30 protein-coding genes, 1 tRNA gene and 1 pseudogene are annotated in these 26,197 nt (G+C 65.7%); 19 read left to right on the forward strand and 13 right to left on the reverse strand.

All coding sequences use genetic code 11. The annotated features are described in order from the left end of the window. Nucleotides 1-5: 5 nt before the first annotated feature. From RJT37_RS07205 to RJT37_RS07220, 4 genes are all read right to left on the reverse strand, one after another. Nucleotides 6-458 (reverse strand): DUF7518 family protein, encoded by a 453-nt coding sequence (locus tag RJT37_RS07205; RefSeq protein WP_313689001.1) that lies wholly within the window; start codon nucleotides 456-458, stop codon nucleotides 6-8. 121 nt (nucleotides 459-579) lie between these two features. Further along, nucleotides 580-1,470 (reverse strand): alpha/beta hydrolase fold domain-containing protein, encoded by an 891-nt coding sequence (locus RJT37_RS07210; protein WP_313689003.1) that lies wholly within the window; start codon nucleotides 1,468-1,470, stop codon nucleotides 580-582. Nucleotides 1,471-1,572: 102 nt separating this feature from the next. After that, nucleotides 1,573-1,731: a hypothetical protein gene (locus tag RJT37_RS07215; protein ID WP_313689004.1), complete on the reverse strand. Its 159-nt coding sequence runs from the start codon at nucleotides 1,729-1,731 to the stop codon at nucleotides 1,573-1,575. A gap of 363 nt (nucleotides 1,732-2,094) precedes the next feature. After that, nucleotides 2,095-2,167 (reverse strand) — tRNA-Val (locus RJT37_RS07220). Between the two features lie 86 nt (nucleotides 2,168-2,253). Here RJT37_RS07220 and RJT37_RS07225 point away from each other — a divergent pair. Beyond that, nucleotides 2,254-2,760, forward strand: a complete 507-nt coding sequence (locus RJT37_RS07225; RefSeq protein WP_313689006.1) for a DUF192 domain-containing protein — start codon at nucleotides 2,254-2,256, stop codon at nucleotides 2,758-2,760. A gap of 87 nt (nucleotides 2,761-2,847) precedes the next feature. Then, nucleotides 2,848-3,117, forward strand: a complete 270-nt coding sequence (locus RJT37_RS07230; RefSeq protein ID WP_313689008.1) for a DUF7538 family protein — start codon at nucleotides 2,848-2,850, stop codon at nucleotides 3,115-3,117. Between the two features lie 47 nt (nucleotides 3,118-3,164). On the opposite strand, the gene RJT37_RS07235 is transcribed toward RJT37_RS07230, so the two are convergent. Further along, nucleotides 3,165-3,320 carry a rubrerythrin-like domain-containing protein gene (locus tag RJT37_RS07235; RefSeq protein ID WP_313689010.1) on the reverse strand — a complete coding sequence of 52 codons (156 nt, stop codon included), beginning with the start codon at nucleotides 3,318-3,320 and terminating at the stop codon, nucleotides 3,165-3,167. 279 nt (nucleotides 3,321-3,599) lie between these two features. Between RJT37_RS07235 and RJT37_RS07240 the strand changes: the two genes are divergently transcribed. The 7 genes and pseudogenes from RJT37_RS07240 to yciH form a co-directional block, all read left to right on the forward strand. Beyond that, nucleotides 3,600-5,543 (forward strand): ABC transporter ATP-binding protein, encoded by a 1,944-nt coding sequence (locus RJT37_RS07240; RefSeq protein ID WP_313689012.1) that lies wholly within the window; start codon nucleotides 3,600-3,602, stop codon nucleotides 5,541-5,543. 165 nt (nucleotides 5,544-5,708) lie between these two features. After that, nucleotides 5,709-5,972 carry a MarR family transcriptional regulator gene (locus RJT37_RS07245; RefSeq protein WP_311171199.1) on the forward strand — a complete coding sequence of 88 codons (264 nt, stop codon included), beginning with the start codon at nucleotides 5,709-5,711 and terminating at the stop codon, nucleotides 5,970-5,972. 110 nt (nucleotides 5,973-6,082) lie between these two features. Beyond that, nucleotides 6,083-6,547: a DUF7966 family protein gene (locus tag RJT37_RS07250; protein ID WP_313689015.1), complete on the forward strand. Its 465-nt coding sequence runs from the start codon at nucleotides 6,083-6,085 to the stop codon at nucleotides 6,545-6,547. Between the two features lie 67 nt (nucleotides 6,548-6,614). Continuing rightward, nucleotides 6,615-7,958, forward strand: a complete 1,344-nt coding sequence (mre11, locus tag RJT37_RS07255; protein ID WP_313689017.1) for a DNA double-strand break repair protein Mre11 — start codon at nucleotides 6,615-6,617, stop codon at nucleotides 7,956-7,958. Next, nucleotides 7,958-10,666: a DNA double-strand break repair ATPase Rad50 gene (rad50, locus tag RJT37_RS07260; RefSeq protein WP_313689019.1), complete on the forward strand. Its 2,709-nt coding sequence runs from the start codon at nucleotides 7,958-7,960 to the stop codon at nucleotides 10,664-10,666. Before mre11 ends, rad50 begins: the two co-directional genes overlap by 1 nt. A gap of 95 nt (nucleotides 10,667-10,761) precedes the next feature. Beyond that, a complete protein-coding gene (gene nth, locus RJT37_RS07265; protein WP_313689021.1) occupies nucleotides 10,762-11,454 on the forward strand; it encodes an endonuclease III in 693 nt (230 codons plus the stop codon). 92 nt (nucleotides 11,455-11,546) lie between these two features. Then, nucleotides 11,547-11,837: pseudogene (gene yciH, locus RJT37_RS07270) on the forward strand (stress response translation initiation inhibitor YciH); the annotation flags it as partial. Between the two features lie 225 nt (nucleotides 11,838-12,062). Here the strand turns inward: yciH and RJT37_RS07275 are convergent. Continuing rightward, nucleotides 12,063-12,545, reverse strand: coding sequence for a DUF7321 family protein (locus tag RJT37_RS07275; RefSeq protein ID WP_313689023.1), 483 nt, complete (start codon nucleotides 12,543-12,545; stop codon nucleotides 12,063-12,065). 103 nt (nucleotides 12,546-12,648) lie between these two features. Here RJT37_RS07275 and RJT37_RS07280 point away from each other — a divergent pair, with 103 nt between their 5' ends. The 8 genes from RJT37_RS07280 to RJT37_RS07315 all read left to right on the forward strand — a co-directional run bounded on the left by RJT37_RS07280 (nucleotide 12,649) and on the right by RJT37_RS07315 (nucleotide 17,620). Beyond that, nucleotides 12,649-13,470 (forward strand): DUF7319 domain-containing protein, encoded by an 822-nt coding sequence (locus RJT37_RS07280; protein ID WP_313689024.1) that lies wholly within the window; start codon nucleotides 12,649-12,651, stop codon nucleotides 13,468-13,470. 59 nt (nucleotides 13,471-13,529) lie between these two features. Then, entirely contained in the window at nucleotides 13,530-14,198 is a 669-nt protein-coding gene (locus RJT37_RS07285; protein WP_313689026.1) for a plastocyanin/azurin family copper-binding protein, read from the forward strand. Further along, a complete protein-coding gene (locus RJT37_RS07290) occupies nucleotides 14,198-14,584 on the forward strand; it encodes a DUF7318 family protein (protein ID WP_313689028.1) in 387 nt (128 codons plus the stop codon). Before RJT37_RS07285 ends, RJT37_RS07290 begins: the two co-directional genes overlap by 1 nt. 2 nt (nucleotides 14,585-14,586) lie before the next feature. After that, on the forward strand, nucleotides 14,587-15,387 hold the full coding sequence (locus tag RJT37_RS07295; RefSeq protein WP_313689030.1) for a cytochrome b: 801 nt from the start codon (nucleotides 14,587-14,589) through the stop codon (nucleotides 15,385-15,387). Between the two features lie 3 nt (nucleotides 15,388-15,390). Beyond that, nucleotides 15,391-16,152 carry a cytochrome b family protein gene (locus RJT37_RS07300; RefSeq protein WP_311171189.1) on the forward strand — a complete coding sequence of 254 codons (762 nt, stop codon included), beginning with the start codon at nucleotides 15,391-15,393 and terminating at the stop codon, nucleotides 16,150-16,152. Between the two features lie 364 nt (nucleotides 16,153-16,516). Then, on the forward strand, nucleotides 16,517-16,822 hold the full coding sequence (locus RJT37_RS07305) for a DUF7315 family membrane protein (protein ID WP_313689903.1): 306 nt from the start codon (nucleotides 16,517-16,519) through the stop codon (nucleotides 16,820-16,822). Next, on the forward strand, nucleotides 16,815-17,090 hold the full coding sequence (locus RJT37_RS07310; RefSeq protein ID WP_313689031.1) for a DUF7314 family protein: 276 nt from the start codon (nucleotides 16,815-16,817) through the stop codon (nucleotides 17,088-17,090). Before RJT37_RS07305 ends, RJT37_RS07310 begins: the two co-directional genes overlap by 8 nt. Nucleotides 17,091-17,179: 89 nt before the next feature. Next, nucleotides 17,180-17,620 (forward strand): DUF7313 family protein, encoded by a 441-nt coding sequence (locus RJT37_RS07315; RefSeq protein WP_313689033.1) that lies wholly within the window; start codon nucleotides 17,180-17,182, stop codon nucleotides 17,618-17,620. A 10-nt stretch (nucleotides 17,621-17,630) separates the two neighbouring features. Here RJT37_RS07315 and RJT37_RS07320 read toward each other — a convergent pair whose 3' ends face one another. From RJT37_RS07320 to RJT37_RS07350, 7 genes are all read right to left on the reverse strand, one after another. After that, nucleotides 17,631-18,374, reverse strand: coding sequence for an NAD(+)/NADH kinase (locus tag RJT37_RS07320; protein WP_313689034.1), 744 nt, complete (start codon nucleotides 18,372-18,374; stop codon nucleotides 17,631-17,633). Between the two features lie 132 nt (nucleotides 18,375-18,506). After that, nucleotides 18,507-19,436 carry an alpha/beta fold hydrolase gene (locus RJT37_RS07325; RefSeq protein WP_313689036.1) on the reverse strand — a complete coding sequence of 310 codons (930 nt, stop codon included), beginning with the start codon at nucleotides 19,434-19,436 and terminating at the stop codon, nucleotides 18,507-18,509. Nucleotides 19,437-19,494: 58 nt separating this feature from the next. After that, nucleotides 19,495-20,763 carry a methylmalonyl Co-A mutase-associated GTPase MeaB gene (gene meaB, locus RJT37_RS07330; RefSeq protein WP_313689037.1) on the reverse strand — a complete coding sequence of 423 codons (1,269 nt, stop codon included), beginning with the start codon at nucleotides 20,761-20,763 and terminating at the stop codon, nucleotides 19,495-19,497. Then, nucleotides 20,763-21,194, reverse strand: coding sequence for a cobalamin B12-binding domain-containing protein (locus RJT37_RS07335; protein WP_311171182.1), 432 nt, complete (start codon nucleotides 21,192-21,194; stop codon nucleotides 20,763-20,765). The genes meaB and RJT37_RS07335 overlap by 1 nt, the downstream gene beginning before the upstream one ends. A gap of 96 nt (nucleotides 21,195-21,290) precedes the next feature. Further along, the gene (locus RJT37_RS07340; RefSeq protein WP_313689039.1) at nucleotides 21,291-22,604 is read right to left on the reverse strand and encodes a GAF domain-containing protein; all 1,314 of its coding nucleotides are present in this window, start codon (nucleotides 22,602-22,604) and stop codon (nucleotides 21,291-21,293) included. Nucleotides 22,605-22,783: 179 nt separating this feature from the next. Continuing rightward, entirely contained in the window at nucleotides 22,784-24,586 is a 1,803-nt protein-coding gene (locus tag RJT37_RS07345) for a S9 family peptidase (RefSeq protein ID WP_313689040.1), read from the reverse strand. A gap of 63 nt (nucleotides 24,587-24,649) precedes the next feature. Continuing rightward, nucleotides 24,650-24,907, reverse strand: a complete 258-nt coding sequence (locus RJT37_RS07350; RefSeq protein WP_311171179.1) for an MTH865 family protein — start codon at nucleotides 24,905-24,907, stop codon at nucleotides 24,650-24,652. Between the two features lie 151 nt (nucleotides 24,908-25,058). Between RJT37_RS07350 and RJT37_RS07355 the strand changes: the two genes are divergently transcribed. Both RJT37_RS07355 and RJT37_RS07360 read left to right on the forward strand, forming a co-directional pair. Further along, complete coding sequence (locus RJT37_RS07355; RefSeq protein WP_313689042.1) at nucleotides 25,059-25,514, forward strand: pyridoxamine 5'-phosphate oxidase family protein; 456 nt, start codon at nucleotides 25,059-25,061, stop codon at nucleotides 25,512-25,514. Nucleotides 25,515-25,617: 103 nt separating this feature from the next. Further along, complete coding sequence (locus RJT37_RS07360; RefSeq protein ID WP_313689044.1) at nucleotides 25,618-26,163, forward strand: plastocyanin/azurin family copper-binding protein; 546 nt, start codon at nucleotides 25,618-25,620, stop codon at nucleotides 26,161-26,163. Nucleotides 26,164-26,197 lie beyond the last annotated feature (34 nt).

Raw genomic sequence — 26,197 nt, forward strand, 5'->3', positions numbered from 1 at the left:
CCCGATTATGCGACGATTATATCGTCGTCTTCGGTCGCCGCCTCGTCGTCACCGTCGGCCTCGTCCCCCTTATCGCCGTCGGCGTCGCTCGCCTCGCTGGGGACGTGATCCTCGGCGTCGGCGTCGATGAAGTCGGCGTCGTCCGCGTGCTGGGCGGATGCCTCCCGGCGCGACTCCGCCTGTGCCGCCGACTCCCGGTGGGGATCGTCGACGACCGTCTCTGCTTCGGGATCGGCGTCTGTCGCCGCCTCATCGGCCGTGGCGTCGTCAGCCGTAGCGTCCTCGGATTTGTCGGTCCCGTATCCGACCGGTCGGCTGCCCGCGGCGAGGTCGACCTCGACCTCCTCCTCGAGGAGACGGACGCGTTCTTTCGTCTCGACGAGCTCTTCGGTCAGCCCGTTGACGGCGGCCTGTAACTCCGCGACCTTCGACTCGAGTTCCTCCACGCGGTTGCTCATAGGGAATATAGCCCGCCTCCGGCCACATAAACGTACGTCAGACATCTACCCGGGATGTGACAGGAGTATGGAACGTTCGACCGACGGCGAGGGTAGTAGCGATGAGACGATTAGGACCGCCTTACCGGAGGTGTTTGTCGAAGAACCCCTCGATCCACCCGAGCGTGAACGACTGCTGTGTCCGGTGGACGTCGTGGCCCGCTCCAGTGGCGACGACACACTCGGCAGGGACGTCGTTTTCCGCCAGCCGATCGTGGAAGAACTCCGAGGCCATCGCGGAGACGACGTCGTCGTCCTCGCCGTGGAGCAACAGGATCGGCGGGACGCCGGTCCCGCCGGACTCGCCTTCCCCCCGCTCCCGCAGATACGTCGATGGCGACGCCTGTTCCCAGGCAGTCGGCGCCGACTCGCGGTCGCCGCCGAGGAACGCCACGAGCGCGTCGGTTTCCGGCTGGTGTTCGAGCGCGTAGGTGCCCCCGACGCCGACGACCGCCGCGAGCGCATCGCTCACGTCGATGGCGACACGCTCCGCCACGTCCACAACGACCTCGGGTCGTGGCGCGAACGCCTCGTCGTCCGCCGTCAGCGCCGCGAGCACGGCGAGATGCGCGCCCGCGTCGTGCCCGAACGCCCCGATCCGTCCGGGGGCGACGCCGAGATCGGCCGCGTGCGCCCGGAGCCACCGAACCGCGGCCTTCAGATCGAGGATCTGCGCCGGGAAGGCGGCGACGTCGCTGCCGCGGTACGACGGGACGGCACAGACGTACCCCCGCTCGGCGAGGTCGAGCGCGTACCGCGCCAGTTCTCCTCGGTCGGACGTCCGCCACTGGGCGCCGGGCACGAGTACGACCGCGGCGCGGCGGGCGGCGGGTTCGGCCGACTTCCGGGGCGACTCCGCCGACGCTGTCGCCGGCCGATAGAGGTCGAGCAGCAGGGTCTCGTCCGTGCGGGACGCGAAGGGCACTCCGCGGTGGACGTCGATCCCGACGGCGTCGGCGAGCCCTGCGGTCATCGCCCGTGCTCTATGCGGCCTCGTCGGAATAGGTTTCGTTCCCGTGCCGCGACTAGGGTCCGTCCGAACCGCCTCGAACCAGGCAAAGAGGTGCTCCGGATGTTAGCCCATCCGTTCGAGGATTTCTTCTTCGAGCGCTTTCCTGAACTGGATCTCGTGTGGGGTGACCTGTCCGTGGTCGGACTCGATCGCTCGGAACTCGACCGTTGCTCCGTACTCGTCGAGCAGTTCCTCGTCGTCCATCTCGGAGATTTTCTTCATCGACTCCCTATTCACCGCTGAATGGGCGTTCGATCTGTGACCCGGAATCCTCTTTCGTCTCCCTGTCGCTCGCACAGAACCAGTTGGGTCGGGCGGGATCGACGGTAACTCACCACGAGCGAACGGAGTGAGCGAGTGGGTCAAGGAGCGACCGACGGGAGCGACGCAGCACTTTTGATCCAGCTTTTGCCGAGGGCTGGCGAAGCCAGCTCGCAGCGCAAAAGGTGGATGGGCTCGGGCGGGATCGAACCGGAGGAAGACGGTCCGGGCTGCTCACGTCGTTCCCCTGCCGGGCTGCGACTTCCAGGGTTCGATCCGCCGCTCGGAGAATACTCGGCCCTCGCTGTCGCTCGGGCACTCGTATGGGCTCGGGCGGGATCGAACCGCCGACCTCTTCCTTGTAAGGGAAGCGTCATTACCACTAGACCACGAGCCCGCACCTCGACGGAGACTATACACGGGTAAAACGGTTTCCAATCCCGTGGAACGGAACCCTTACCACTGCACGCCCGAACGCTCGGTATGGCCGACCGGACGCAACTCGCCGCCGTCGCGGTCGCCATCCTCCTCGCGCTCGGGTTCGTTGCCGTCGCCAGCAATCCGGGACTGCTCCCGACTGGCGAGTACGAGCGGACGACCGTCACCGTCGTCGACAACGGCTCCAGCGAGCAGCTCGCGGCGGTCGACGTCCGCGTCGCCGACAGCACCGCGAAACGCTACACGGGACTCAGCGAGACTGAGTCACTGGGCGCAGACGAGGGGATGCTCTTCGTCCACGAATCCGAAGACGAGTACGACTACGTGATGCGCGGGATGTCGTTCCCGATCGATATCGTCTTCGTCGACAGCGACGGGCGGATCACGGCGATCCACCACGCCGAACTTCCGGCGGACGGCGCCGACTCACCCCGGTACTCCGGTCGCGGCCGATACGTCCTCGAAGTCCCGTACGAGTACACCGACGACCACAACATCACCGTCGACGACCGCGTCCGGATCGCCGGCGAGTGGGGGCCGTCCTCGGACTAGTTTTCCCGGTGTCTGTCGGTGACCCCAGTCACCCTCGGCTCGGGTCGGTCCGAAAAACGGAGGACCACGGGGGGCGTTTGGGCTCGTATGGACGACCGCACCGCCGAACTCGACGCCCTCGAAGGGTGGCACGCCGAAGCGTACGCCGCCCGGGTCCACTACCACGGCGCGGGCGACCGTTACAGCATCGAGTTCTACGGCCCCTCCGAATGTGTCCTCTACTGGAAAGTCAAGGGCGACGGCGAAACCGCCGTGCCTGTCGGTCGCGAGACCGTCCCGGAGCCGCTCCGCGAGCGGATCCGCGAGGACCTCGACACAGCCGGAATCGATCCGGAAATCGAACGACAGTCGCTGTGAGTCGCGTCTTCGCTCTCCATCCCGCACCCTCGGAGAACGAACGACAGTTACTCTAAGGACTTCCCGCGGTTCTGGAACTCCCCGCCGCAGTCACAGGTCCCCGGGTGTGTCATCGACTCGGTCAGCCTCCCGCACTTGAGACATTCGTACGTCGACTCGGATTCGGGGCTGTTTGCGTCCTCGACATCTTGGTCGTGTGGCATAATTGTATTTGTTTTTCGTGCGAACTATATAAAATATCATAATTAGTTATATACATCAGGGTCCAGTCAGACCGCCCGTCTTTCCCCGGGACCATATTCCTGTCTTGACTGCACTGCTGTCACGGGAGCGTTTCACAACTATTTGCCGTCAGGACGCTCGGCAAACGGCGTTCGATACCGACTGCCTCCACCCACCATCGAAACCTCCGTTCAGCGGATATCGCCGAAGTCTCTGGCCGGATGCAACCCTTTAGTACCGACGAGCCCCGAACGTCGGTGATGGCGGCCCCCGTCGACGAGGACGACCCGTTCGAGCGCCAGCGTGAGCGCGCGGAGAATCCGATGGGACGTCTCTTCGGCGAGTACGGCCGCGAGAACGTCGTCGCCTTCGTCGTCGGCGTGACGTCGAGCGTCGTCGCGCGACTGCTGGACCTGCTGCCACCGGTCCTGCTGACGGTCGCGGTCGACTCCATCTTCTTCGACGAACGGCCCTTCTCGCTTTGGCTCGTGCCCGACGCGTGGCTCCCCGCAACACAGACCGGGCAGCTATATCTGTCGGTGGCGTTGATCGCGGTTGCCTTCTTCGGCGGCGCGGCGTTCCACTGGACGCGCAACTGGGGGTGGAACTCGTTCGCCCAGCATATCCAGCACGCGATCCGGACCGACACCTACGACAAGATGCAGCGGCTGAATATGGACTTCTTCGCCGACAAGCAGACCGGCGAGATGATGTCGATCCTCTCGAACGACGTCAACCGCCTCGAACGGTTCCTCAACGACGGGATGAACTCGGCGTTCCGCCTCGGAGTGATGGTGCTCGGGATCGCGGCGATCCTGCTGTACTGGAACTGGCAACTGGCGGTCGTCACGCTCACGGTCGTCCCGCTGATCGGCTACTTCACGTACCGGTTCGTGCAGACGATCCAGCCGAAGTACGCCGAGGTGCGCTCGTCGGTCGGGCAACTGAACTCGCGGCTGGAGAACAACCTCGGCGGGATCCAGGTGATCAAATCCTCGAACACGGAGACGTTCGAGTCCGACCGCGTCGACGATGCGTCCCAGGACTACTTCGACGCCAACTGGGATGCGATCGGCACGCGGATCAAGTTCTTCCCCGGGCTCAGGCTGCTTTCGGGCATCAGCTTCGTCGTCACGTTCCTCGTCGGCGGCGTGTGGGTGCTGACGTACCAGCGGACTGGCGCCGCGCCGCTTTTTTTCACCGGTCGCCTCACGCCCGGCCAGTTTGTCGGGTTCATCCTCTTCACCCAGCGGTTCATCTGGCCGATGGCGCAATTCGGACAGATCATCAATATGTACCAGCGCGCGTACGCCTCCGCCTCGCGGATCTTCGGGCTGATGGACGAACCCGCCCGGATCGCCGAGGATCCGGACGCGGACGACCTCGTCGTCGAGGACGGACGCGTCGTCTACGACGACGTGAGTTTCGGCTACGACGCCGAGGAGACCATCGTCGAGGACATCTCCTTCACCGTCGATGGCGGGGAAACGCTCGCCTTAGTCGGTCCCACCGGATCGGGAAAATCCACCGTACTGAAGCTCTTGCTCCGGATGTACGACGTCGACGAAGGGAAAATCACGATCGACGGAACCGACATCCGGGACGTCACGATCCCGAGCCTCCGCCGATCGATCGGCTACGTCAGCCAGGACACGTTTATGTTCTACGGCACGGTCGCGGAGAACATCCGCTACGGGACGTTCGGCGCCAGCCACGAGGAGGTCGTCGCGGCCGCGAAGGCCGCCGAGGCCCACGAATTCATCCGGAACCTCCCGGACAGCTACGACACCGAGATCGGCGAACGCGGCGTAAAGCTCTCCGGCGGTCAAAGGCAGCGGCTCTCGATCGCCCGGGCGGTGCTCAGAGACCCGGAGATCCTCGTCTTAGACGAGGCGACCTCCGACGTCGACACCGAGACGGAGATGCTGATCCAGCGCTCGCTGGACCGACTCACGGCGGACCGAACGACGTTCAGCATCGCCCATCGCCTCTCGACGATCAAGGACGCCGACAACATCGTCGTCCTGGAAGACGGGCGAATCGTGGAACGCGGCGACCACGAGGAACTGCTCGCCAACGACGGACTCTACGCGCACCTGTGGGGAGTCCAGGCGGGCGAGATCGAGGAACTCCCCGAGGAGTTCGTCGAGCGCGCCAGCCGCCGGGCATCGCGCCGGGGCGTCGAATCCGACGCCGACGACTGACACAGGTACGCCGAAGCACTGCTGGGCCGATAGCGGTGCCGACACCGCTGTGATATCGTTCCGGATTAGCGAACGAATAGATCGTCCACTCCACCCTTGATTCCTAAGAGTAATAATCAGGTATAGTAAATATTATTTACCTACATCTCGCAGTGGGTAACACGAATGAGCACCACCGAGGTATTCGCCAACGAAGAGGAATCGACGGACCGCTGGGAACCGGTTCGTGAGATGCCGCCGAGCGCGAAACTCGTCGCGAAGGTACTCGACTACAACGACACGCTCACGCAGAGCCAACTGGCCGAGGAGACCCTGCTGCCGCCGCGGACAGTTCGGTACGCGCTGTCCAGACTCGAAGATGCAAACGTCGTCGACTCGCGCTTCTCGTTCACCGATGCGCGCAAGCGTCTTTACACACTGAACCTCTGACGATCCGGCCTCTGACGGTTCAGCCATCCGCTTCTGACGACCGGCCCTTCGTATGCTGCGGGACTCCGTGTATCCAGACGTTCAAGTAAGAAGACGGAACCAGGGCCCCCGTGACCGAACAGCCGTCCGCACCTGCTGCGGAATCGCCCTCGACCGAGGCGGTTCGTCGCTCACTGCGCGCACTCGCGACGTCGACCGCGGGCGCGGCGCGTCCGACATCGACGAGGTTACTCGGCGAGCAGCGGCGTGATCGCGGTACGTTCGAGGGATCTGAACGCGATGCCGACTCAACTGGTGAACCTGGACACGCCGTCCGTAATCCCGAACGCGTCGTTCACGACGCCGAACGCGCCGTCTCCGCTGCGACCGCGGCCGCCGCCTACCTCGCTGCAGATCGCCTCCCGAACCTGTCGGTCGCGATCGAGACCGCTGACCGCCGGGGCGCGGTCGAGGTTGCCGAACGGGGCCGAGACGCGCGGGCGACACTCCGCCGGCTGGAGGCTGCACTGTCTGGAGAACAGGCCGAACCGAGGGTCGGGACTGACCGAGCACCGGCGGACCCACAATCGCCGTGAGGGCCACGATCCACTTCCGCCGCGCTCGCGGAACCGTTTTACCCCACAGCGATCAAGACGCCGATAGATGACACGGGTGATCCACACCGGCGACACCCACATTGGGTACCGGCAGTACCACTCGCCGGAGCGCCGCGCGGACTTCCTCGCGGCGTTCGAGCGGGTGATCGACGACGCGGTCGAGATGGACGTCGACGCCGTCGTCCACGCGGGCGACCTGTTCCACGACCGTCGCCCCGATCTCCGGGACCTGCTGGGCACGATCCGCGCCCTCCGTCGGCTCCGGGAGGCCGACATCCCGTTTCTGGCGGTCGTCGGCAACCACGAGTCGACCCGCGGCGGCCAGTGGCTGGATCTCTTCGCGGATCTGAACCTCGGTGAACGGCTCGGCGCCGACCCGCGGCGTGTCGACGACACAGCCTTCTACGGTCTCGACCACGTGCCGAAGTCCCGCCGCGCCGATCTCGATTACGACTTCGCGCCGCACGAGGCCGACCACGCGGTGCTCGTGAGCCACGGCCTGTTCACGCCCTTTGCCCACGCCGACTGGGATACGGAGACCGTTCTCGACCGGGCGAACGTCGACTTCGACGCCCTGTTTCTCGGCGACAACCACGCGCCGGGCGTCGAGACCGTCGACGGGACGTGGGTCACCTACTGCGGATCGACCGAGCGTGCGAGCGCGGCCGAGGAGGAACCGCGCGGCTACAACCTCGTGACGTTCGACGACGCGGTCGACATCCGCCGTCGGACCATAGAGACCAGACCGTTCGTCTTCGTCTCGGTGTCGCTCGCGCCGGGTGAGGACGAGGCGCGGGTCCGTGAGCAGACCCGCCAACACGAGGTGACAGACGCGGTCGTCGTCGTCGAAGTCACCGGCGAGGGGGAGCCGGTCGCACCCGCCGCGATCGAAGAGTCGCTGTCGGAGCGCGGCGCGCTGGTCGCGCGCGTGACCGACCGACGCGAGCGCGAGACCGACGCGACAGTCGACGTTTCCTTCGCCGACCCCGACGACGCCGTCGCGGAACGCGTCCGCGACCTGGGACTTTCTTCGGCTGCGCTCGAAGTCGACGACACGGTGCGCGAGAGCGCGATCCCCGACTCGAACGTCCGGGAGACGGTCGAAGAACGCGTCTCGGACCTGCTTTCGGAGGGCGGCGACGCCTTCGAGACCGCGGCAGCCCTGGACGACGAGGGCGAGGGCGCTGGTTCGGATGCCGGTGAGGAAGCCGAGGCCGCTGATTCGGACCCTGACGAAGATCCGGACACAGGGGACGACACTCCCGCGGAAGCCGGTGAGGAACCGGAAGACGATTCCCCTGGCGAGGAACCGGACGCTGATCCGACAGACGGGACAGTCGAAGCCGACACTGACACCCCCGACGGGCAGGTCACGATGGAGGACTTCTGATGCGCTTCGACCGCATCCGACTCCGGAACTTCAAGCCGTACGCCGACGCGGATCTCGACCTCCGCGAGGGGGTGACCGTCATTCACGGCCTGAACGGCAGCGGCAAGTCCTCGCTGCTCGAGGCGTGCTTCTTCGCGCTCTACGGCGCCCGCGCGCTCGACGAGACGCTCGACGACGTCGTGACGACCGGCGAGGACGAGGCGGCAGTGACGCTCGCGTTCACTCACGACGGCGCCTCCTACCGGATCGAACGCGAACTCCGCCGCTCGGGCGAGCGGATAAAGACCGCCAGCTGTACGCTCGACGGGCCGGACGTCGAGATCGACGGCGCCACCGACGTGCGGGCGTTCGTCGCCGACCTCCTCCGGATGGACGCCGAGGCGTTCGTCAACTGCGCGTACGTCCGCCAGGGCGAGGTGAACAAGCTCATCAACGCCACCCCCGCGGAGCGACAGGATACCATCGACGACCTCCTGCAGTTGGGCAAACTGGAGGAGTACCGCGAGCGGGCGAGCAGGGCGCGCTTGGGTGTCGAGGACGTCCTCTCGGAGCAGCGCGGCGCCCTCTCTAAACTCGATTCCCAGATCGAAGCTAAGGAAGATGCCGGGCTTTACGAGCGCCTGAACGACCTCGAAACGGAACTCTCGGAGGTCGATGCCGAGATCGACCGCTTCGAGGAGAACCAGGCGCGCGCCGAGGAGACGAAGGCCGAGGCCGAGGAGATCCTCGACGCATACGAGGAGACAAAGGCGGAACTCGACGACCTCGATACCGACATCGCGGAGTTGCGGGAGACGATCAGCGACGACGAGTCCGAACGCGAGGACCTCCGCGAGGAGCTCCTTGAGGCCCGCGAGCGCCTCGACGACCTCGAAGCCGAACTGGGCGAGGCGCTCTCGGCGACTGATCTGGCGACCGACAGCGCAGGGACCGGTGCCGACGCAGTCGACGACGCGATCGAAGCCCGGCGTGACGCACTCGACGAGCGGGAGGCGGCGATCCGCGAGGAACTGCAGGACGCGCGGCAGCGCGAGACGATGCTGTCGAACCAGGCCGAGAAGCTGCGCGAACGGGCCGACGAGTTGACGTCCCGCGCCGAGTCGACCCGCGAACGGGCTGCGGAGGCCGAGGAATCGGCGGAGACGGCCGACGAGCGGGTCCGAGAGCGGATCGACGAACGCGACGCGGTCGACGACGAGATCGAATCGCTCCGCGAGCGGTTCGCCGACGTCCCAGTCGAGATCGGCGAGGCGGACGAACACCGCCAGTCAGTGCAAGCGAAGTTACAGGAGGTACGCGAGGACCTCGCCGACGCCCGCGCCGAACTCGAATCCGTTCGCGAGCGACTCACAGAGGCGAAAGAACTCCGCGCTGAGGGGAAGTGTCCGGAGTGTGGCCAGCCGGTCGAGGAGTCGCCGCACGTCGACGCGATCGGCGAGTACGAGTCGCGGATCGACGACCTCGAAGCCGAGGTCGAAGAGCTCACCGACCGGCGTGAGGAGCTGTCGTCGACTCTGGAGACAGCCGAGTCGCTCGCGGAGGCCGAGAGCCGCCTCGACGCGCTGCGGGAGAAACGGTCGCTGATCGAGGATCGCATCGAAGATGCGCGGACCGCAGCCGACGAACACCGATCGGAGGCGGAGTCCCTCCGGGAGGAAGCAGCGGACCTCGAAGCCGAGGCCGAAGAGAAGCGTGATGCGGCGGAGACTCAGGCGGAGGCGGCCGCCGAGGCCGAAGCGCGCGTCGAATCCCTGGCAGACGACCTCTCGGACGTCGAGGCGGCGCACGACCGGCTCGATCGCGTCGTGGACCTCCGGTCGGAGCTCCGGGAGGTCGACGCCGAGATCGACCGGCTCCGGGAACGTCGCGAGGCGATCGCCGACCGGAACGACGAACGGCGGAAGTTCCTCCAGGAGAAGCGGGACCGACGCGCGGAACTCGCCGAGGCGATCGACGAATCCCGGATCGAGGAGGCACGCGAGAATAAAGCCGAGGCCGAGGAGTATCTGGAAAACGTCGCAGTCAAACTCGACGAACTCCGCGAGCGGCGCGACGACCTCCAGAGCGAGATCGGGAGCGTGGAGGGCGAACTCTCCCAACTGGAAGAACTCCGATCGGACAGGGAATCCGTCGTGGCGCGAGTCGCGGATCTGGAGTCGCTCCACGAGGAGATCTCGACGCTGGAGTCGACCTACGGCGACCTCCGGGCGGAACTGCGGCAGCGCAACGTCGAGACGCTCGAACGGATGCTCAACGAGACCTTCGAGTTGGTGTACGGCAACGACGCCTACTCGCGGATCCGCCTCGACGGCGAGTACGAGCTGACGGTCTTCCAGAAGGACGGCACCGCGCTGGACCCAGAACAGCTCTCCGGCGGCGAGCGCGCGCTGTTCAACCTCTCGCTACGGTGTGCCATCTACCGGCTGCTCGCGGAGGGCATCGAGGGGTCGGCGCCGATGCCGCCGCTCATCCTCGACGAGCCGACGGTGTTCCTCGACTCGGGGCACGTCTCCCGGCTCGTCGACCTGGTGGAGAAGATGCGGAGCCTGGGCGTCAACCAGATCCTGATCGTGAGCCACGACGACGAACTCGTCGCCGCCGCCGACGACCTGGTGACCGTCGAGAAAGATCCTACGAGCAACCGCTCGACGGTCACGCGCGCCGACGACGCGTCGCTCGCGGCTGTCGGATCGGGTGCGGACGACTGATCCGGTGGTTGTGGTCGGGTGCGGCCGTCGGCGACGGGAACTATCCCGCGCCGGGAAGCCGACAGCATCATCACCCGCGACGACGACGCCGAGATATGGGCACGCCGCGTTCCGACCGAAAAGCGCAGACTGCGGAGGTTCTCGACCGCCTCACGGCGGAGTATCCGGACTCGACGATTTCGCTGAACTTCTCGAACCGCCTGGAACTGCTCGTCGCCGTCGTCCTCTCCGCGCAGTGCACCGACGAGCGGGTCAACGAGGTGACCGAAGAGCTGTTCGAGAAGTACCAGACCCCGGCGGATTACGCCGCGGCCGACGAGGAAGAACTCGCCGAGGACATCTACGGCATCACGTTCCACAACAACAAGGCGGGCTACCTCAAATCGATCGGAGAGACGCTCGTTGCGGAACACGACGGCGAGGTTCCCGACACGATGGCCGAACTCACGGACCTCTCCGGCGTCGGCCGCAAGACGGCGAATGTCGTCCTTCAGCACGGTCACGACGTGGTCGAGGGCGTTGTCGTCGACACACACGTCCAGCGCCTCTCCAGACGACTGGGACTCGCCGAAGAGGAACGGCCTGAAAAGATCGAAGAGGAACTGATGGAACTCGTCCCAGAATCCGAGTGGCAGCAGTGCACTCACCTGTTCATCAGTCACGGCCGCGAGACCTGTACCGCGCGGAATCCCGACTGTGCCGACTGCGTGCTCGAAGACATCTGTCCGTCCTCGAAACTCGACAGCGACGTCGATCTGGCGTCCGGCGATGCGTGGGACAGGAACTGATCCCGATCCGAATCGATCGAATTCGACGTGGTTCGGGGGGTACACCCTGATTTCCGTCAGTACTTAGTGAACGCCCTTGCAGGGTTCGGCTGATGTCAGACGTCTGTAAAACGTGCGGACTGCCTCGGGATCTCTGTGTCTGTGAGGATCCTGTCGACGACCCGGGCGCACTCACTATCGAGGTCGACGAACGCCGCTACGGAAAGGAGGTCACAGTCATCCGGGGATTCGACTCTAGATACGTGGATACGGGGGCGTTACTCGCGGATCTGCGGTCGGTGTTGGCCTGTGGCGGGACCGTCGAGGGCGAAACGATAGAGCTTCAGGGCGATCACCTGGACCGCGCGACGGCATTTCTCCGCGATAAGGGGTTTGCCGTCAGCGACAGAACAGATACCGAGCCGACGGTCGAACCGAACCAGGGAGAAACTGACACGGCAATCTACCGGGTCTGCTCGAACTGCGGGAGCGACCTTTCCGACAGCGGGGAGCCCAATTTCTGTCCTGAATGCGGGCAGCAGGATCCGGTCTAGTCCCCCTGAACGAACGACACACGGGCAGAACGGACGGCTTCGCGGCCACCCCGACCGTGACGCCACCGCAAGCACTCACCCGAGCACGTACCGCCCGACGAACTGATACAGGCCCAGCAGCCACGCGAGGAACCAGAAGATCACGTAGCCGAAGACGCCGACGCGGAGCCGTCCCCGCCACGCGCCCATATCCGGATGGAGGTCGTTCAGATCGACGTCCTGGGAGGGGTTCTCATAGAGGTCGGCGTCGCGCTTCACCTGGATGATGCGGACGATGCCGGTCAGGGCGAACGCGAGCAACGCGTAGGCCTGGAGTCCGAGGATGGCGTGGACCACGAGGACGCCGCGCAGTTGGTCGAGGAGGCGGGGGAGCATCCACGCGACCACTGGGATGGTGTTGAGGATCAGCCCGGGGACGATGAACCACAGGTGATACACGAGAACGTCCCAGGTCACGACCTCGGCGTCGATCATAATCCACGCGCCGTAGAGGTAAAACGGCAGACTCGCAGTGACCATCAGCGCAGCGATCGTCGCGATGGTCGATTCGGATGCCATCGCTGGGGGTTAGGATCCTCCGCGGGTAAAGTGCCCGACTCGCGGCGACAACTCCGGGTCGGGAACCGTTACCCTAAGAAGTATGCCGCTCTAAGTTCGGGCAATGACGGAGTCTCCCGAGGAGTCGTCGGCGAGTGAAGACGGGACGGATCCCACTGCCGACGACATCGACGCGCTCCGCGAGGAGGTCGAGGAGACCTACGATTTCGAGGACTTCGGGCCCGCGGATATGGCCGAGATGAGCCTCGAAGAGTGGGAGGCGGCGTTCGACCCGGACACCTGGATCGTCGGGGAGGAACTCCTCGACCGGGTCGAGCAGGAACTGAACGCGCGGGTCGCGATCCGGGAGATCTTCGCGATCATCGAGCGGGTCGACGACGACGGGGAGGATCGCGTGGTCGCCTACTCCGACGAGGGCTATGCGGTCATCCGCCCCGACGGGAGCGTCGAGGGCGAGGGGACGGTGCTCCGCGACGTCAAACCGACGGTCGCGCTCTGCTCGATGGAGGACTACGAGCTGATGGACGCACCGGCGGACGCCTCCCTCCCCGACCCGGAGGACATCGTCGAGGGCAGCGGCGCGCTCGGCAATCTGATGTTGCAGATCGTCGCTGGCGTGCAGATTCTTGCGGGCCTGGGACTGCTGATCGCCTGGATCGCGCTGCCCTCACTGTCGACGGTCGTCGCGCCCGTCGCCGCGCTCGGCTTCCTCGCGATCGGCGTCTTCCTGTTCGTAGTGGTGGCGAACGCCCGCCTTTCGGATCGGTTCCGAGCGGCGGAGTTCCGCAACCGACTCCGAGCGCTCGACCTCGTCGACGAGGAGGATCCGGATGTCCTTCCCGAGGCCGTCCGAATGGCGGGACAGAAAACCGCCGCCGCCGCCGACGACGAGGGCGACGAACGGGGCAGTTCGGGAGACCGGTAACACCGCCCACAGGGGGGAGTCGGTGGGTTTAAGCGCGTTCCATCCTGAGGTCAGCCTGTATGAAGAGGCGGGACTTTCTGCGCGCAGCAAGCGTCCCTGCTGCCGCCACGACGGCCTCTGCCACCGCCGGACTCGGCGCCGCTCAGGAGACGGAGACGTCGGGCGGGACAGCCACTGGCACGGCAACCGAGACTGGAACCGGCACGGCAACCGGAACTGGGACCGGAACCGAGGCCGGAGGCGGCGGCGGAGGCGGCGAGACTGTAACGGTGACCGTGGGTCCGGGTGGCTCCCTGGTGTTCGAACCGGGGACTGACGAGCCGCTGCAGATCGCCCCCGGGACGACGGTGGAGTTCGTCTGGGACTCCGACAACCACAACATCGTGGTCGAAAGCCAGCCCGAAGGCGCAAACTGGGAGGGCCACGAGCCGCTGGAGAACACGGGCTTCGAGTACAGCCACACCTTCGAGACGCTCGGTACCTACGAGTACTACTGTGAGCCGCACCGCAGCGCCGGGATGGTCGCGACCATCGAAGTCGTCGAGAATCCGGATGCGGGCGGTGGCGGCGGTGGCGGCGAGAAGGAACTCCACGAGTTCGGCGTCCCGATTCACGCCCACTGGGTCGGCGCGGCCACGATCCTCGGGATCATCGTGACGATCATCTTCACCTTCTACATCCTGAAATACGGTGAATCCCCGCACACGGGCACCGGGAGGAACGGATAATGTCATCGAGTGGCAGCACCTACGGCGACATCCATCGGTACGAACCGGCACGCGAAAGCACTGCGGCAGCGATCGCGATCGTCCTGTTGACGATCATCGAGGTCGTGTTCGCGTTCCTGTTCACGTACGGTCTCATCTCCGGCTGGGGCCTGAGCGACACGGGCAATATGTACCTCGGTGCGGTGTTGGCTGTCATCTTCATCGACCTGGCGTTCATCCTCGCCCTGTACCGCAAGGAGTTCCTGCCGGACGTCGTGATCGTCAAGAAGCGACGTCGCAAGTGGGAGGACCTCTACATCCGCGAGGAGGACGTCGACGGCACGCCGTTCGCTGACGGCGCGTGGGACCACGTCAAGCGCGCGATCTACCCGTACTACAAGCGATAACAATGAGCCTCGAAAAGAAAGACGAATACGATCACAAAGGCTGGATGAAGGAGAAGGATCTGACGCCGATCGAGTCGGCCTTCCTCACCACCCTGATCTGGCTCGACACGCGGCTCCGCATCGTCGACTACCTGGAGCTTCTGGAGACCCTCTACTACCGGGTCAACCTCCAGATGCCGAAGAGCCACACCGAACAGTACAACCTCGACAACAAGTTCTGGTACTGGTACCCGCTGTACACGCTGGGGCTGTTCTCGACATTAGCCTACGTCATCGCCGCCATCTCCGGCGCCCTATTGGGCTTTTACTACAGTCCCTCGACCGCCGCCGCAGCGGAGGCGACCGTCGCCTACGACAGCATCGCGTTCATTATGCGCGACCTCCAGTTCGGCTTCATGCTCCGGTCGATCCACCGCTGGTCGGCGCAGGTGATGGTCGCCGCGGTGTTCCTCCACATGCTCCGGGTGTACTTCACCGGCGCGTACAAGGAGCCGCGCGAGCTGAACTGGCTGATCGGCATCGTGTTGATCAGCCTGACGATGGTGTTCGGGTACACCGGCTACCTGCTCCCGTGGGATCAGCTCGCGTTCTGGGCCGGCCAGATCGGCGTCGAGATGTCGCTTTCGATCCCACTCGCCGGCGAGTGGGTGGCCCAGCTCCTGTTCGGCGGCTTCTCGCTGAGTCAGGCGACGCTCCAACGAATGTACATCCTCCACGTGTTCCTGCTCCCCTTCGTGGTGACGACGCTCATCGCGATCCACATCGGCATCGTCTGGGTGCAGGGCATCGCGGAACCCCACTAAACAATGACCGAAGACGACACCACCGACGACGTTCGCACCGACGGCAGCGGCATCGTCGCCCCGGACGACGAGACACCGACGTGGCGTGAGCGCAAGGAGCGCACGCAGGGGCTCTCACAGCTCACCTACGAGTACTTCGAGCGCGCACGCCGCGAAGATCAGGATCTCCGACAAGAATCCGACTACGTCGAACGCGACGTGCTGGCGTTCCCGACGTGGCCCCACGAGGTCATCCGGAACCTCGCGATCGCGAGCTTCTTCACGGGAATGTTGCTGTTCCTGTCGGCGACGCTGCCGCCGCACATCGGCGCGCCGGCCAACCCCTCGAGTACGCCCGCGATCATCCTGCCGGACTGGTACCTCTACTGGTCGTTCGGCCTGCTCAAGCTCGGGCCGCTGAATCCCGAACTGTCGATCCTGGGCGGACAGAAGCTGATGGCCGATCGGACGTACGGCGTCCTCGCGAACCTCGTCGTCGTCGGGATCGTGGCCATCGTCCCGTTCCTCAACAAGGGCAGCGCCCGACGCCCGGTCGAACAGCCCTTCTGGGCGGCGGTCGGCGTCGGCGGCGTGATCTTCGCGTTCACGATCAGCGTCTACTCCGCGAAGAACCTGCTGCCGATGAACACCCACCTGGCCTTTGACCTGACGTTCATCCTCCCGCTCGTGGGCGGCTTCATCACGTGGGCGGTCCTGAAGACGATGCGGGAAGGATATATGTACGACCTCAACCGCCGGTACTACCGACTGCGGCCGCCGAAATAGTCGGACCGAGGTCGATTTTTCGATGACCGACGGTGACGTAGGTGCCTCTCGCGACGAGACGACTGACGCAGACGGTTCTAATTCTGACGCGACTGATTCTGAGGTTTCTTGGGACGACGGGACCGATAGAGATGGTCCCCGAGACGACGAGACCGATAGGGACGGTTCCCGAGATGACGGGACCGATAGTGAGGGTCCCCGAGACGACGAGACCGATACGGACGATTTCCGAGACGGCACGACCGGAACAGCCCCCGCGTCCGACGAGCGGACGGACGTGTCCCACAAAACGACGGCTGATTCGAGGTCGCCCAGCGACGAGTCGGCCAAGGACAGCCGCCGCAGCCGCGAGGTCGTCGTGCCGATGCCGATCTACAAGATCGTCACGGTGTTCTCGACGCTGATTGCGGTCGTCGGCGTCGTCTTCGGGTTTATGCTCCTCGACGCGGCCACGCTCAACGTGAGCTTTCTGGGCAACGCCGTCCGCGGGGCGTTCACACTCCTCGGCATCGGCATAGCCGACGGACTGTTGAGCGCTGTCTTCGCTGCAGTCGGGCTAGCGATGATCGCGTTCGGCGCCGGCGTGTACGTGCTCGGCACGCGGTTCCGCGCCCGCGGAATGGGAAACGCTCAAGAGGGCTCCGACGAAGATTCGAACAACGATGGCTGACGAGTTCATCAAGGGACTGGGCATCTTCACCGGCGCGGGGCTCGCGTGGATGGTACTCGCGGGCTGGTACCGCACGCCGAGCTTCGAGAGCGAACAGCAACTCGTCGCGCCCGTGGAACTCAGCGACTCCGCGACGATGTTCGACTCCCTCGGCGTCCTGCTGATGGATGCGTTCTTCTGGTTCGCGATCATCGGCGCCCTGACGTTCTGGGTGCTCATCCCTGTCGTCCGACAGGCCAGCGAGGCCATCGAAGAGCGAGCAGGCTAGCCGCGATACTTCTCCCGGCCCCGTTTTCCGCCGATCCCTGCCGCGCCGGATTGGAAAAACTCTAATGAGTCCTGTACGCATCTCCGAGTATGCAACCGTTACAGTTCCTCGTCCCACTTGATTCGCTGGAGGCGGTCGGTCCGATCCTCCCGTTCGTCGTGCTCGCTTTCGCAGTCGCTAACATCGTCACACGCCTGCTCCAGCATAGCCGTCACCGCGACCAGGCTGACGACGACGGCGCGCCGAGCCGGTGGCTGCCGCACACCCTGACGACGCTGGGGCTCGTGTTCGGGTCGTTTCTCTTTATGATCGTCGAGCCCCACGGCGGGATGGTGATGTCCGTGCTGGCGCTTGCGGTGTTCGTCTCGGACTTCTTCGAGCTCGAATCCCGCCGCGTGGAGGCCCGCTCGAAGAGCAAGGATCTCGAACGACCGACCGCGGCGATCGGCGCGTCGGCCTTCGCGCTGCTGTACGCTGGCTACCAGAGCCTCTTTTTCATCATCGAACCGCTCTGGAACGCCATCCTGTAGCAGGGGGCGGTTAGCCTTCGACCGTCGGCGGACGGACGAACTGCAGTTCGTGACCGACCCGAACGGTGAGTCGCTCCCCGGTCGGCACCGGCCGAACAATCTCCCCGTCTAACCGGAGCGACACTTCTGCCTCGTCGCGTTCGACCGAAAGCGAGATCGGCGGCCGGAGGACCCACGGGTGTGCGTGCATCGTATAGGGAGAGATCGGGACCGTGACAAGGCCCGTCCCGGGGGCGAGCTGTGGCCCGCCCGCCGCCCGAGCGTAGCCCGTACTCCCGACTGGCGTGGCCGTGACGATTCCGTCGGCCCGGACCGTGTCGAGCCATCCGTCCGGCGTGCCCACGGCGTACTCCGAGATGCGCGCCGGTTCGGTCGTCAGCAGCGTCACGTCGGCGATCGAACGGCCGGCCGTGTCGCCCGCGACGTCGACGCGGAGGACGGGGTGTGCGACGGTCTCGAAGTCCCCGGTCGCGCAGGCGTCGGCGGCGGCAGCCACGGTCGCCGCCGGGATCCCGTACCGGTCGCCGTCGATGGCGATCGGAAACACGGGGGCCTCACTGGCGGCAGACGACCTCGCGAGCGAGAGAAGCCCTTCCTGTCCGACGGCGAACACCGCGCCGGGCCCGTCGCCAGCGAACTCCTCGCCGGGCGCGATCGACTCGACGACGATCTCGTCCCTCCCGGCGAGCGCCTCGACGACCTCGTTCCGGGCGGCGGTCGCCTCCCCGATCACGAGCGCGAGAGGCTCGCTCACGGCTCCGCCTCCCTCCCGCCGGTCGATCGCGCACTGTCGCGGGACCGGGAGTGCATACACCACGGTAGACCGCTCGGGGAAAAAGACCCAGCGATTCGGCACTCTCGCCGGTGCGTCTGCGGCACCGGGGTGTCACTCGCCGTCGCCCAGGGCGTCGTACACGACGTCGACGAACTGGCCGGGGAACTCGACGTGGGGGAGGAGTTTCGCGTCGTCGATGACCACGAGTCGGCAGTCGGCCGCCGTGGCCAGCTCGCGCCCCCGCTTCAGTGGGGTGATATCCGCCTCTCGTCCCCACACCAGCGTGACGTCGTCGACGTCGGACAGCGTCTCTTCGAGGTCGCCGTCGGCGTTGAGGTAGCCGCTGACAAAGGACGCGGGCGCGTAGCGGGCGTTCGGCTGGTGGGCCGTCTGCCACTCGTAGTCCATCCACTCGTCGGTCACGCGATCCATATCGTAGTAGCCGTGGTCGGCGTTGAAATAGCGGATCGATGGCTTCGAGGAGAGGAGGTTAAACAGTCCCTCGCCGACGACCGGAGCCCGAAGGAGTTCCCGCGCGAGGAGGTTCCGGTCGGGGCCGCCGCGGTCCGTGGGACAGATCAGGACCAGGGACCCGAGATCGAGATCGGGGGCGGCCTCGAGGAGGTACGCCGCGGTCAGCGAGGAGGCGATAACTTCTGGCGTTTCGGGGACGACCGAGAGGAAGTCCCGGACGAACTCCGTGTAGAACGTCGCCGAATAGCGCAGTGGGGGGCGATCCGAGGTGCCGAATCCGGGGAGATCCGGCGCGAGCACGTGATGTTCGGTCGCGAGATCCCCAAACACTTCGCGGAACTCTCCGTTCGATCCCGCCGCGTTGATGCCGTGGAGGAGTACGAGATCGTCGTCGTCGGGATCGCCCGCCTCGGCGTAGCTGACGTCGATTCCGCGCCACTCGAACGTCCGGGTCTCGCCGTCGAGTGCGGGCGAAAGCGGCGGCGCGCGTCGCTTGAGCGCGGCGTTCGCGAGCGCGACGGCGCCAGTCCCCGCGGTGAGGCCGGCCAGAGCCGATCTAACTTTCATACCGAATCGTACGACTGCGACAGTCTTGAGGCTGCTGGGCGCGCTGTCGCCAGGCGGTTCACTCTGCCCCGCGATCCTCGTCGGCGGAGGGGTCCGGTGGCGGGGCATCCTCCCCTTCGGCCCGTTTCGCCTGGATACACTCCCGCAGCGGGTCGACGATCGACGCTGCCACGGCGTAGGGGTCGGTTTCGCGATCCCGGATCCGTCGAGCGATCGCCTCTATCCCGCCGCGCTCGTCGATATCGGCTTCGAGAAGTTCGTTCGCGTCGGTTCGGACGAGCCGTCGCACCTCCGCGGCGTAGCGCGACAGGGCACGCTCCTCGCGGAGCCCGGTCTGCCGGAGGTAGTCGGCGTGGGCATCGAACGCGGCGATGAGATCGTCGATGCCCTCGCCCGCCGTCGCGACCGTTTCGACGACCGTCGGCTCCCAGTCGTCGGTCCGGTTTTGTTCGTCATCCCGGTTCCGCCCGCCGCTCTGGTGCTGTCCGTCGGACCGATCCCCTCCGGCGGCCCCGCTCTGCTCGTCGGTCGCGGCTGCGGACGTCGTCGAATCGTTTCCGTCGCCGAGGCCGACACCGCCGTGGTGGCCGGGCGGCACCCGCGAGACGTCCGCGTCCCGCTCGCGGATCATCTCCTTTAGCTCCGCGACGGTGCGCTCGGTGCCATCCATATCGGCCTTGTTGACCACGAAGACGTCGCCGATCTCCAGGATGCCGGCTTTCAGCATCTGGACGTCGTCGCCGCTGCCGGGCTGGACGAGCACTGCGACGGTGTCGGCGGTCCGGACGATGTCGACCTCGCTTTGGCCGGCGCCGACCGTCTCGACCACGACGACGTCCTTCCCGAAGGCATCGAGGGCTTTCACCGCGTCCGCGGTCGCGTTCGAAATCCCGCCGAGACGACCGCGCGCGCTCATCGATCGGAAGAAGACGTCCATATCGCCGACGGTCGAGGCCATCCGGATCCGGTCGCCGAGGATGGACCCGCCGGAGTACGGCGACGCGGGATCGACGGCGACGACGCCGACGGTGTCGCCGCGGTCGCGGTACGCCTCCGCCAGTTTGTCGACGAGCGTCGATTTTCCCGCGCCGGGGCTGCCGGTGATCCCGACCACGTCGGCCTCGCCGGTGTGCTCGTGCAGCCGGGAGACGAGATCGCGGTGGCCGGGCGCCCGATCCTCGATCAGCGAGATGATCCGCGCCAGCGCCCGATGTTCGCCCGCCAGGAGAGCCTCGAGGAGTCGCTCGTTGCGCTCTGTCGTCTCCGGCGATGCTTCGGCTTTGGCGTCGGTGACGTCGTCGGCCGACCCTGTCCCGTTCCGGACCATCAGTCGCGTCTGGGGGCGTTCTCGCGGACGAACTCCACGGTCTCTTCCATCGGCGTCCCCGGGCCGAAGATGGCCGCGACACCCATCTCCCGAAGACCCTCGCGGTCGGCTTCGGGGATGATTCCGCCGACCACTAACAGCGTGTCCTCGAAGGCGTTGTATTCCTTCAGTCCCTCGACGACCTTCGGGACGAGCGTGTTGTGTGCGCCCGAGAGAATCGAGATGCCCAGGACGTCGACGTCCTCCTGGACGGCCGCCTGGACGACCTCCTCGGGTGCCCGGTGGAGGCCGGAGTAGACGACCTCGAAGCCGGCGTCGCGGAACGCCCGGGCGATGACGTGGGCGCCCCGGTCGTGGCCGTCGAGACCGACCTTCGCGATGAGACACCGGATCGGTCGTTGCGTCCGCCCCTGCTCGGCGTCGGCGCTCATACCCGCATATTCGCCGGGCGACCGTTTGATTCTACCGGACGAATCGCTCGCAGGAGAGGCCGTATACTGGACAGGTCGATCGCTGGAGAGGCCGCATCACTGGACGGATCGCCCGCAGTAGAGGCCGTAGACGCACTCGCGTGCGCCCGGCGGCGCGGCGGGGACGAGATTGAGCGAGAATGTCTGCGACGAGCCGTCTTCACCCGCCCGCTCGACAGTCTCCACGGAGCGTTCTCCGGTTTCGACGGCTTGCTCGTACTGCCGTCGCTCCGCGTCCGACACCGCCTCCGCGAGCGGCTGACAGACTCCGACCTCGCCGAACTGCTCCGTGTAGGCCTCGTTGACCTCCTCGATTTTGGCGTCGCCGTCTCGCCACTCGACACAGAGCGCTGGCATCGGGAGTTCCTCGAAGAAGGTGTGCAGACGGTCGCGTTCCTCCCGGAGCGTCACCTCGCGTTTGATTCGGGCCAGTGCCTCCTTCGTGTAGCCGGCGAGGATTTCGAGAAATTCCAGATCGCGGGTGTCGAATGCGCCCTGGCGGTCGGAGACGACTTGGATCACGCCCTCGTCGCCGATCGGTACTGCCACCGTCGCGTGCCGACCGTCGTCTTTGTTGACGGCGTCCGGATCAGTCTGCATATCGTCGACCAGCTGTGGTTCACCGGTTCGGTACGCGCGACCCGCGATGCCCTCCTCGGTGCTGATCGGATCCAGACCCGGTTCGGGCAGAGTCGATGCGTGCGACACGAGTCGGCCGTCGTGGACGAGTCCGACGACACAGACTTTGAACGCCAGGGCGTCTGTCGTCGCTTCGAGCGTCCGCTCCATTATCGCGTCGACGGTCTCGCAGGCGGTAATGTCTCTCGCGTACCGGCTCAGCGCGGTCAGCCGTGCGTTCGACTCCCGCAGTTTGCTCTGATTCCTGTTCGCCCGCATCTCCGAGTGGACCCGGTTTGCGAGCTCGTCAACGACGTTTTCCTCGGGCACGCTGGCGTCGCTCACTGCGATCACGGTCGAATCGTAGACGATAATCGGGATCTCTGCCGCTTGGACGAGATCGCGGAACAGGTCCGTGTCGTCGCCGAGGATGACGATACAGTCGAGCGTCGGGCCGAGTTCCGAGACGTATTCGACGGCCGTCTCCGCGCACCGAACGATGAGTTCGGCGTCGATCTGCGCCCGGAGGTCGTCGACGATCGGCGGCTCGTACCCTTGCTCCTGTCGGCCCCATCCGTTGGCTCCCTCGCTGTCGGCCTGTCCCGACCCGTCGCTGGCGGTGCGACTCGCGGCGTCGTGTTCGCCAGCCGAGGTGCTTCCCGCGACCTCATCGCCGACATCCTCTGTTACCCCCCCGCCCTGATCATCTATCGGTACGACGAGAATTCGCCCCCCTCCGGCGTCTCCCGTCATACCACTCGGATTGAGCGTCAAATGCTTAAGACGTTTGGTCGTCTGATGAATATCGAAAACATACCAGCTCGTTGTGGATCAACGAATGTGACGATTCGTCAGACGATACGCAGCACCTAACCCTCCCCTCGTCCCGTGCAGTTCGTATATCGGATCCTAAACGAAACTGTTTCTCCCGATCAGTTGACGTGTTCTGCCAGGAACTCGACGATTGCCTCGTAGGCCTCGATTCGGTTCTCCAGTTTCGTGAGGCCGTGACCCTCGTCTTCGAAGAGCAGTTCCCGGACCGGGACGTGGTCACTTGCGGCCTCGACGAGCTGGTGGGCCTCCGAGACCGGGACTCGGGGGTCGTTTTCGCCGTGCAGGACGAAAAGCGGCGCTCGGATCGATTCGATGGTGTTGAGCGGCGAAATGGATTCGAGGAACTCCCGGTCCTCGGCCAGGGATCCGTATTCGGCCTCACGGAGTTCACGACGCCACTCGCCGGTGTTTTCGAGGAAGGTCACGAAGTTGGCGATGCCGACGATGTCGACGCCCGCAGCCCACAGATCCGGGTACGTCGTCATCGCCGCGAGTACCATAAACCCGCCGTAGGAGCCGCCCATCGCCACGATACGGTCGGGATCGACCGCTGGATGGTCGTGGAGCCACTCGACGCCGGCTTCGATGTCTGCGACGGCGTCCATCCGTTTTTCGACGTCGTCGAGGTGGCCGTAGGCCTTGCCGTACCCCGCCGAGCCGCGGACGTTCGGCTCGAAGACGGCGTACCCGTGCGCGAGGAAGTACTGCGTGACCGCGCTGAACGAGGGGCGCCGCTGGGATTCGGGGCCGCCGTGAATGTCGACGATGACAGGGGTCTCGCCCGTCCCGGCGTCGGTATCCGGCAGCGAGAAGAACGCGGGAATCTCGCGGCCGTCGAACGTCGGGTAGTGGACGAGTTCGGGCTCGACGAAAGAGTCCCGCGGAATTCCGGCGGTCGACGCCTGCGTCCACCGCTCGGCTGCGCCGGTCTCGCTGTCGACGACGTAGACGTTCGCCGGATCGCCGCGCCGGGTGACCGTGACCGCGAACCGGTCGCCGGAGGGGGAAAACGAGACCGCGCCCGCGACGCCCCGCGGGAGATCCGGCGTCGCGGTCGCCGTCACCTCGCCGTCGTCGAGTTCGCCGACGGTCAGTTCGGTGTAGCCGTCGACGTTCGTCGAGTAGACGAGTCGGCCGCCCTCATCGTCTATGGCGACGCCGTCGATCTCCCACTCGGCGTCCGCGGCGACGAGCGAGAACTCGCTGCCGTCGGTGTCGACCCGCCAGAGGTCGAGCGTGTCGCCCTCGCGGTCGGAGACGAGGTAGACTGCCTCGCCGTCCGGGCCCCACTCGGCGCTCTGAAAGCGGACGGTGCCCTCGTGGGGCGTCAGGTGGGTCCGCTCGCCGGTCGCGACGTCCAGCACCCAGACGTCCTGATCGAAGTTCGAGTACGCTTCCGAGACGATCACCCGCGAATCGTCGGGCGACCAGCCGCCGAGCGTCAGCCAGCCGTCGCCCTCGAACACCAGTTCAGCGTCCGCGCCCGTCTCATCACGGCCTTGGACGTACACGTCGAACACCGACTCGTCGCGCCGGTTCGCGGTGAACGCGAAGCGATCGCCGTCGTGACTCCAGCCGCCCCAGCGGTGTTTCGCCTCGGGCGTCGCCGTGAGAGGCGTGACCTCGCCGGTCGGGAGATTGTAGCGGAACAACTGGCCGCGCTCGTCGCCGCCCTCGTCCATTCCGAAGACGAACTCCGGCCGCTCGGGCGAAAAGGAGACGAACGTGACCCGCTCGTCGAAGAAGGTGCGCTGTTCGGGCCAGCCGCCGGGGTCGGTGACTGTCCACACCTGCGGGACGCCGGTCGTGTCCATCAGGAACGCGACTCGGTCGCCGTCGGGGCCGACGGAGGCGCCGTAGGCGCTCCGAACGTTGAGATACCGTTCGATGTCGTGTGGCACACCCCGATTTCGACGGACGACGAGGAAAGCGTTCGGGTCGTCGTGGTGGGTCGCCGGCCCCGCTCAGATCATTTCCTCGGCCTTGAGCCCCTCGATGACGTCTTCGACGAGCGACTCGACGTCCTCGTAGGGGAAGTCCTGGTGGGGACCGAGTTTCGCCGCCATCTCCATCGCGGTGAGCGTCACGCCGTCGGCCTCGAACGTCGTTCCGGGGCCGTCCGGGAGCGCGGGGACCAGATCCATCTGGCTGTCGATCGGATAGTCGGCGCCACTGAACGCTTCGGTGAACTGCTGGCGGAGGTCCGCCTCTACGTCTGCCATAGACTGGACGTGCGGGACGATCCGCAAAAACGTTCCGGAAGGCTCACCTGGCGATCCGCAGACCACAGAGCGGCTGCGGAGCGCCCGCTGCCGCCCGTAGCCCGGCTTTATATCCGTGCATTCATACCCGCCCGTCGGCAACCCTCGCGTAATGGGAAACGAGGAGTACGGGGGAGCGATGTCGAAGCCCGAGATCGCGGCGTTCCTCGAACGACAGGGGCACGGGGTGCTCTCTTTGGGCGGGGAGATCCCGTACAGTCTGCCGATCTCGTTCGGCTACGACGTATTCGAGAACCGCTGTATCTTCCAGCTTCTGTTCCCCACAGACAGCCGAAAACGGGACCGCCTCGAGGACACCACGGGCGTCTCGCTCGTCAGCTACGAGTGGAACGACATCGACGACTGGCGGAGCGTCGTCATCACGGGGGCGCTCTGTCAGATCGACGACGAGAGCCCGGCAGTGATGGGGGCCTCGGAGGTGTTCGCCGAACACGCCTCGGTGGCCGGGCTATCGGGATTCAATCGCCCGATGGAGGAACTCGACGCCGAGTGGTACGAACTGGACATCGAGGAGATGTCCGGCCGGCACTCGCCGCCCGTGGAATGAGCGACGGTGAAGCGGGGTTTCGTTTCAGGTGATCGGTCCTGGCTCCCGGGACTCGAAGAGCGAAACCAAAGTATTCACTACAGCGGGTTCCCAACCCCCGAGTATGACTGACGGCAACGCGGAGATGTCCCGTCGCGCATTCCTTACGACGGCCGCCGGAACCGCGGCAGCTGCCGGCGTGGCCGGAACCGCGACGGCTCAGGAGGGCGGCACCAAGGAGGTAGTCGTCGGCCCGGGCGGCTCTCTGGTCTTCGAGCCGGGCACGGACGAACCGCTACAGATCACTCCCGGAACGACCGTCAACTTCGTCTGGGACTCGGACAACCACAACATCGTGGTCGAAGAGCAGCCGGAGGATGCAAACTGGGAGGGTCACGAGACGATCGAGAACACGGGCTTCGAGTACAGTTACACCTTCGAGGTACTGGGGAAGTATCACTACTACTGCGAGCCGCACCGCAGCGCCGGGATGATCGCCGACATCGAGGTCGTCGAGGAGATCGAGACGCCGGAACCCGCGAGCGTCCCGTCGGTACCCGACTCCGCGAAGACTCTCGGCGTCGCGACCACGTTCGCGATGATCGCCACGCTGGGGCTCGGATTCTTCTTCCTGAAGTACGGGGGCGACTACGAGGTCGACGAGGAGTAACCGGCGGTCGGCTTGTTCCCGTCCCCGCACACGA

Origin of the sequence: Halobellus marinus (assembly GCF_032113415.1) — an archaeon.
GTDB lineage: Archaea > Halobacteriota > Halobacteria > Halobacteriales > Haloferacaceae > Haloquadratum > Haloquadratum marinus.

Coding starts and splice junctions, on each gene's coding strand:
- meaB (WP_313689037.1), bottom strand. CDS start 20,763: ATGGTCCGGAACGGGACAGGGTCGGCCGACGACGTCACCGACGCCAAA.
- RJT37_RS07325 (WP_313689036.1), bottom strand. CDS start 19,436: ATGAAAGTTAGATCGGCTCTGGCCGGCCTCACCGCGGGGACTGGCGCC.
- RJT37_RS07240 (WP_313689012.1), top strand. CDS start 3,600: ATGGCGGCCCCCGTCGACGAGGACGACCCGTTCGAGCGCCAGCGTGAG.
- RJT37_RS07335 (WP_311171182.1), bottom strand. CDS start 21,194: ATGAGCGCCGACGCCGAGCAGGGGCGGACGCAACGACCGATCCGGTGT.
- RJT37_RS07235 (WP_313689010.1), bottom strand. CDS start 3,320: ATGCCACACGACCAAGATGTCGAGGACGCAAACAGCCCCGAATCCGAG.
- RJT37_RS07225 (WP_313689006.1), top strand. CDS start 2,254: ATGGCCGACCGGACGCAACTCGCCGCCGTCGCGGTCGCCATCCTCCTC.
- RJT37_RS07315 (WP_313689033.1), top strand. CDS start 17,180: ATGCAACCGTTACAGTTCCTCGTCCCACTTGATTCGCTGGAGGCGGTC.
- RJT37_RS07275 (WP_313689023.1), bottom strand. CDS start 12,545: ATGGCATCCGAATCGACCATCGCGACGATCGCTGCGCTGATGGTCACT.
- RJT37_RS07285 (WP_313689026.1), top strand. CDS start 13,530: ATGAAGAGGCGGGACTTTCTGCGCGCAGCAAGCGTCCCTGCTGCCGCC.
- RJT37_RS07360 (WP_313689044.1), top strand. CDS start 25,618: ATGACTGACGGCAACGCGGAGATGTCCCGTCGCGCATTCCTTACGACG.
- RJT37_RS07310 (WP_313689031.1), top strand. CDS start 16,815: ATGGCTGACGAGTTCATCAAGGGACTGGGCATCTTCACCGGCGCGGGG.
- RJT37_RS07355 (WP_313689042.1), top strand. CDS start 25,059: ATGGGAAACGAGGAGTACGGGGGAGCGATGTCGAAGCCCGAGATCGCG.
- RJT37_RS07230 (WP_313689008.1), top strand. CDS start 2,848: ATGGACGACCGCACCGCCGAACTCGACGCCCTCGAAGGGTGGCACGCC.
- RJT37_RS07340 (WP_313689039.1), bottom strand. CDS start 22,604: ATGACGGGAGACGCCGGAGGGGGGCGAATTCTCGTCGTACCGATAGAT.
- RJT37_RS07290 (WP_313689028.1), top strand. CDS start 14,198: ATGTCATCGAGTGGCAGCACCTACGGCGACATCCATCGGTACGAACCG.
- RJT37_RS07215 (WP_313689004.1), bottom strand. CDS start 1,731: ATGAAGAAAATCTCCGAGATGGACGACGAGGAACTGCTCGACGAGTAC.
- RJT37_RS07280 (WP_313689024.1), top strand. CDS start 12,649: ATGACGGAGTCTCCCGAGGAGTCGTCGGCGAGTGAAGACGGGACGGAT.
- RJT37_RS07210 (WP_313689003.1), bottom strand. CDS start 1,470: ATGACCGCAGGGCTCGCCGACGCCGTCGGGATCGACGTCCACCGCGGA.
- RJT37_RS07205 (WP_313689001.1), bottom strand. CDS start 458: ATGAGCAACCGCGTGGAGGAACTCGAGTCGAAGGTCGCGGAGTTACAG.
- mre11 (WP_313689017.1), top strand. CDS start 6,615: ATGACACGGGTGATCCACACCGGCGACACCCACATTGGGTACCGGCAG.
- RJT37_RS07295 (WP_313689030.1), top strand. CDS start 14,587: ATGAGCCTCGAAAAGAAAGACGAATACGATCACAAAGGCTGGATGAAG.
- RJT37_RS07350 (WP_311171179.1), bottom strand. CDS start 24,907: ATGGCAGACGTAGAGGCGGACCTCCGCCAGCAGTTCACCGAAGCGTTC.
- nth (WP_313689021.1), top strand. CDS start 10,762: ATGGGCACGCCGCGTTCCGACCGAAAAGCGCAGACTGCGGAGGTTCTC.
- rad50 (WP_313689019.1), top strand. CDS start 7,958: ATGCGCTTCGACCGCATCCGACTCCGGAACTTCAAGCCGTACGCCGAC.
- RJT37_RS07300 (WP_311171189.1), top strand. CDS start 15,391: ATGACCGAAGACGACACCACCGACGACGTTCGCACCGACGGCAGCGGC.
- RJT37_RS07305 (WP_313689903.1), top strand. CDS start 16,517: ATGCCGATCTACAAGATCGTCACGGTGTTCTCGACGCTGATTGCGGTC.
- RJT37_RS07245 (WP_311171199.1), top strand. CDS start 5,709: ATGAGCACCACCGAGGTATTCGCCAACGAAGAGGAATCGACGGACCGC.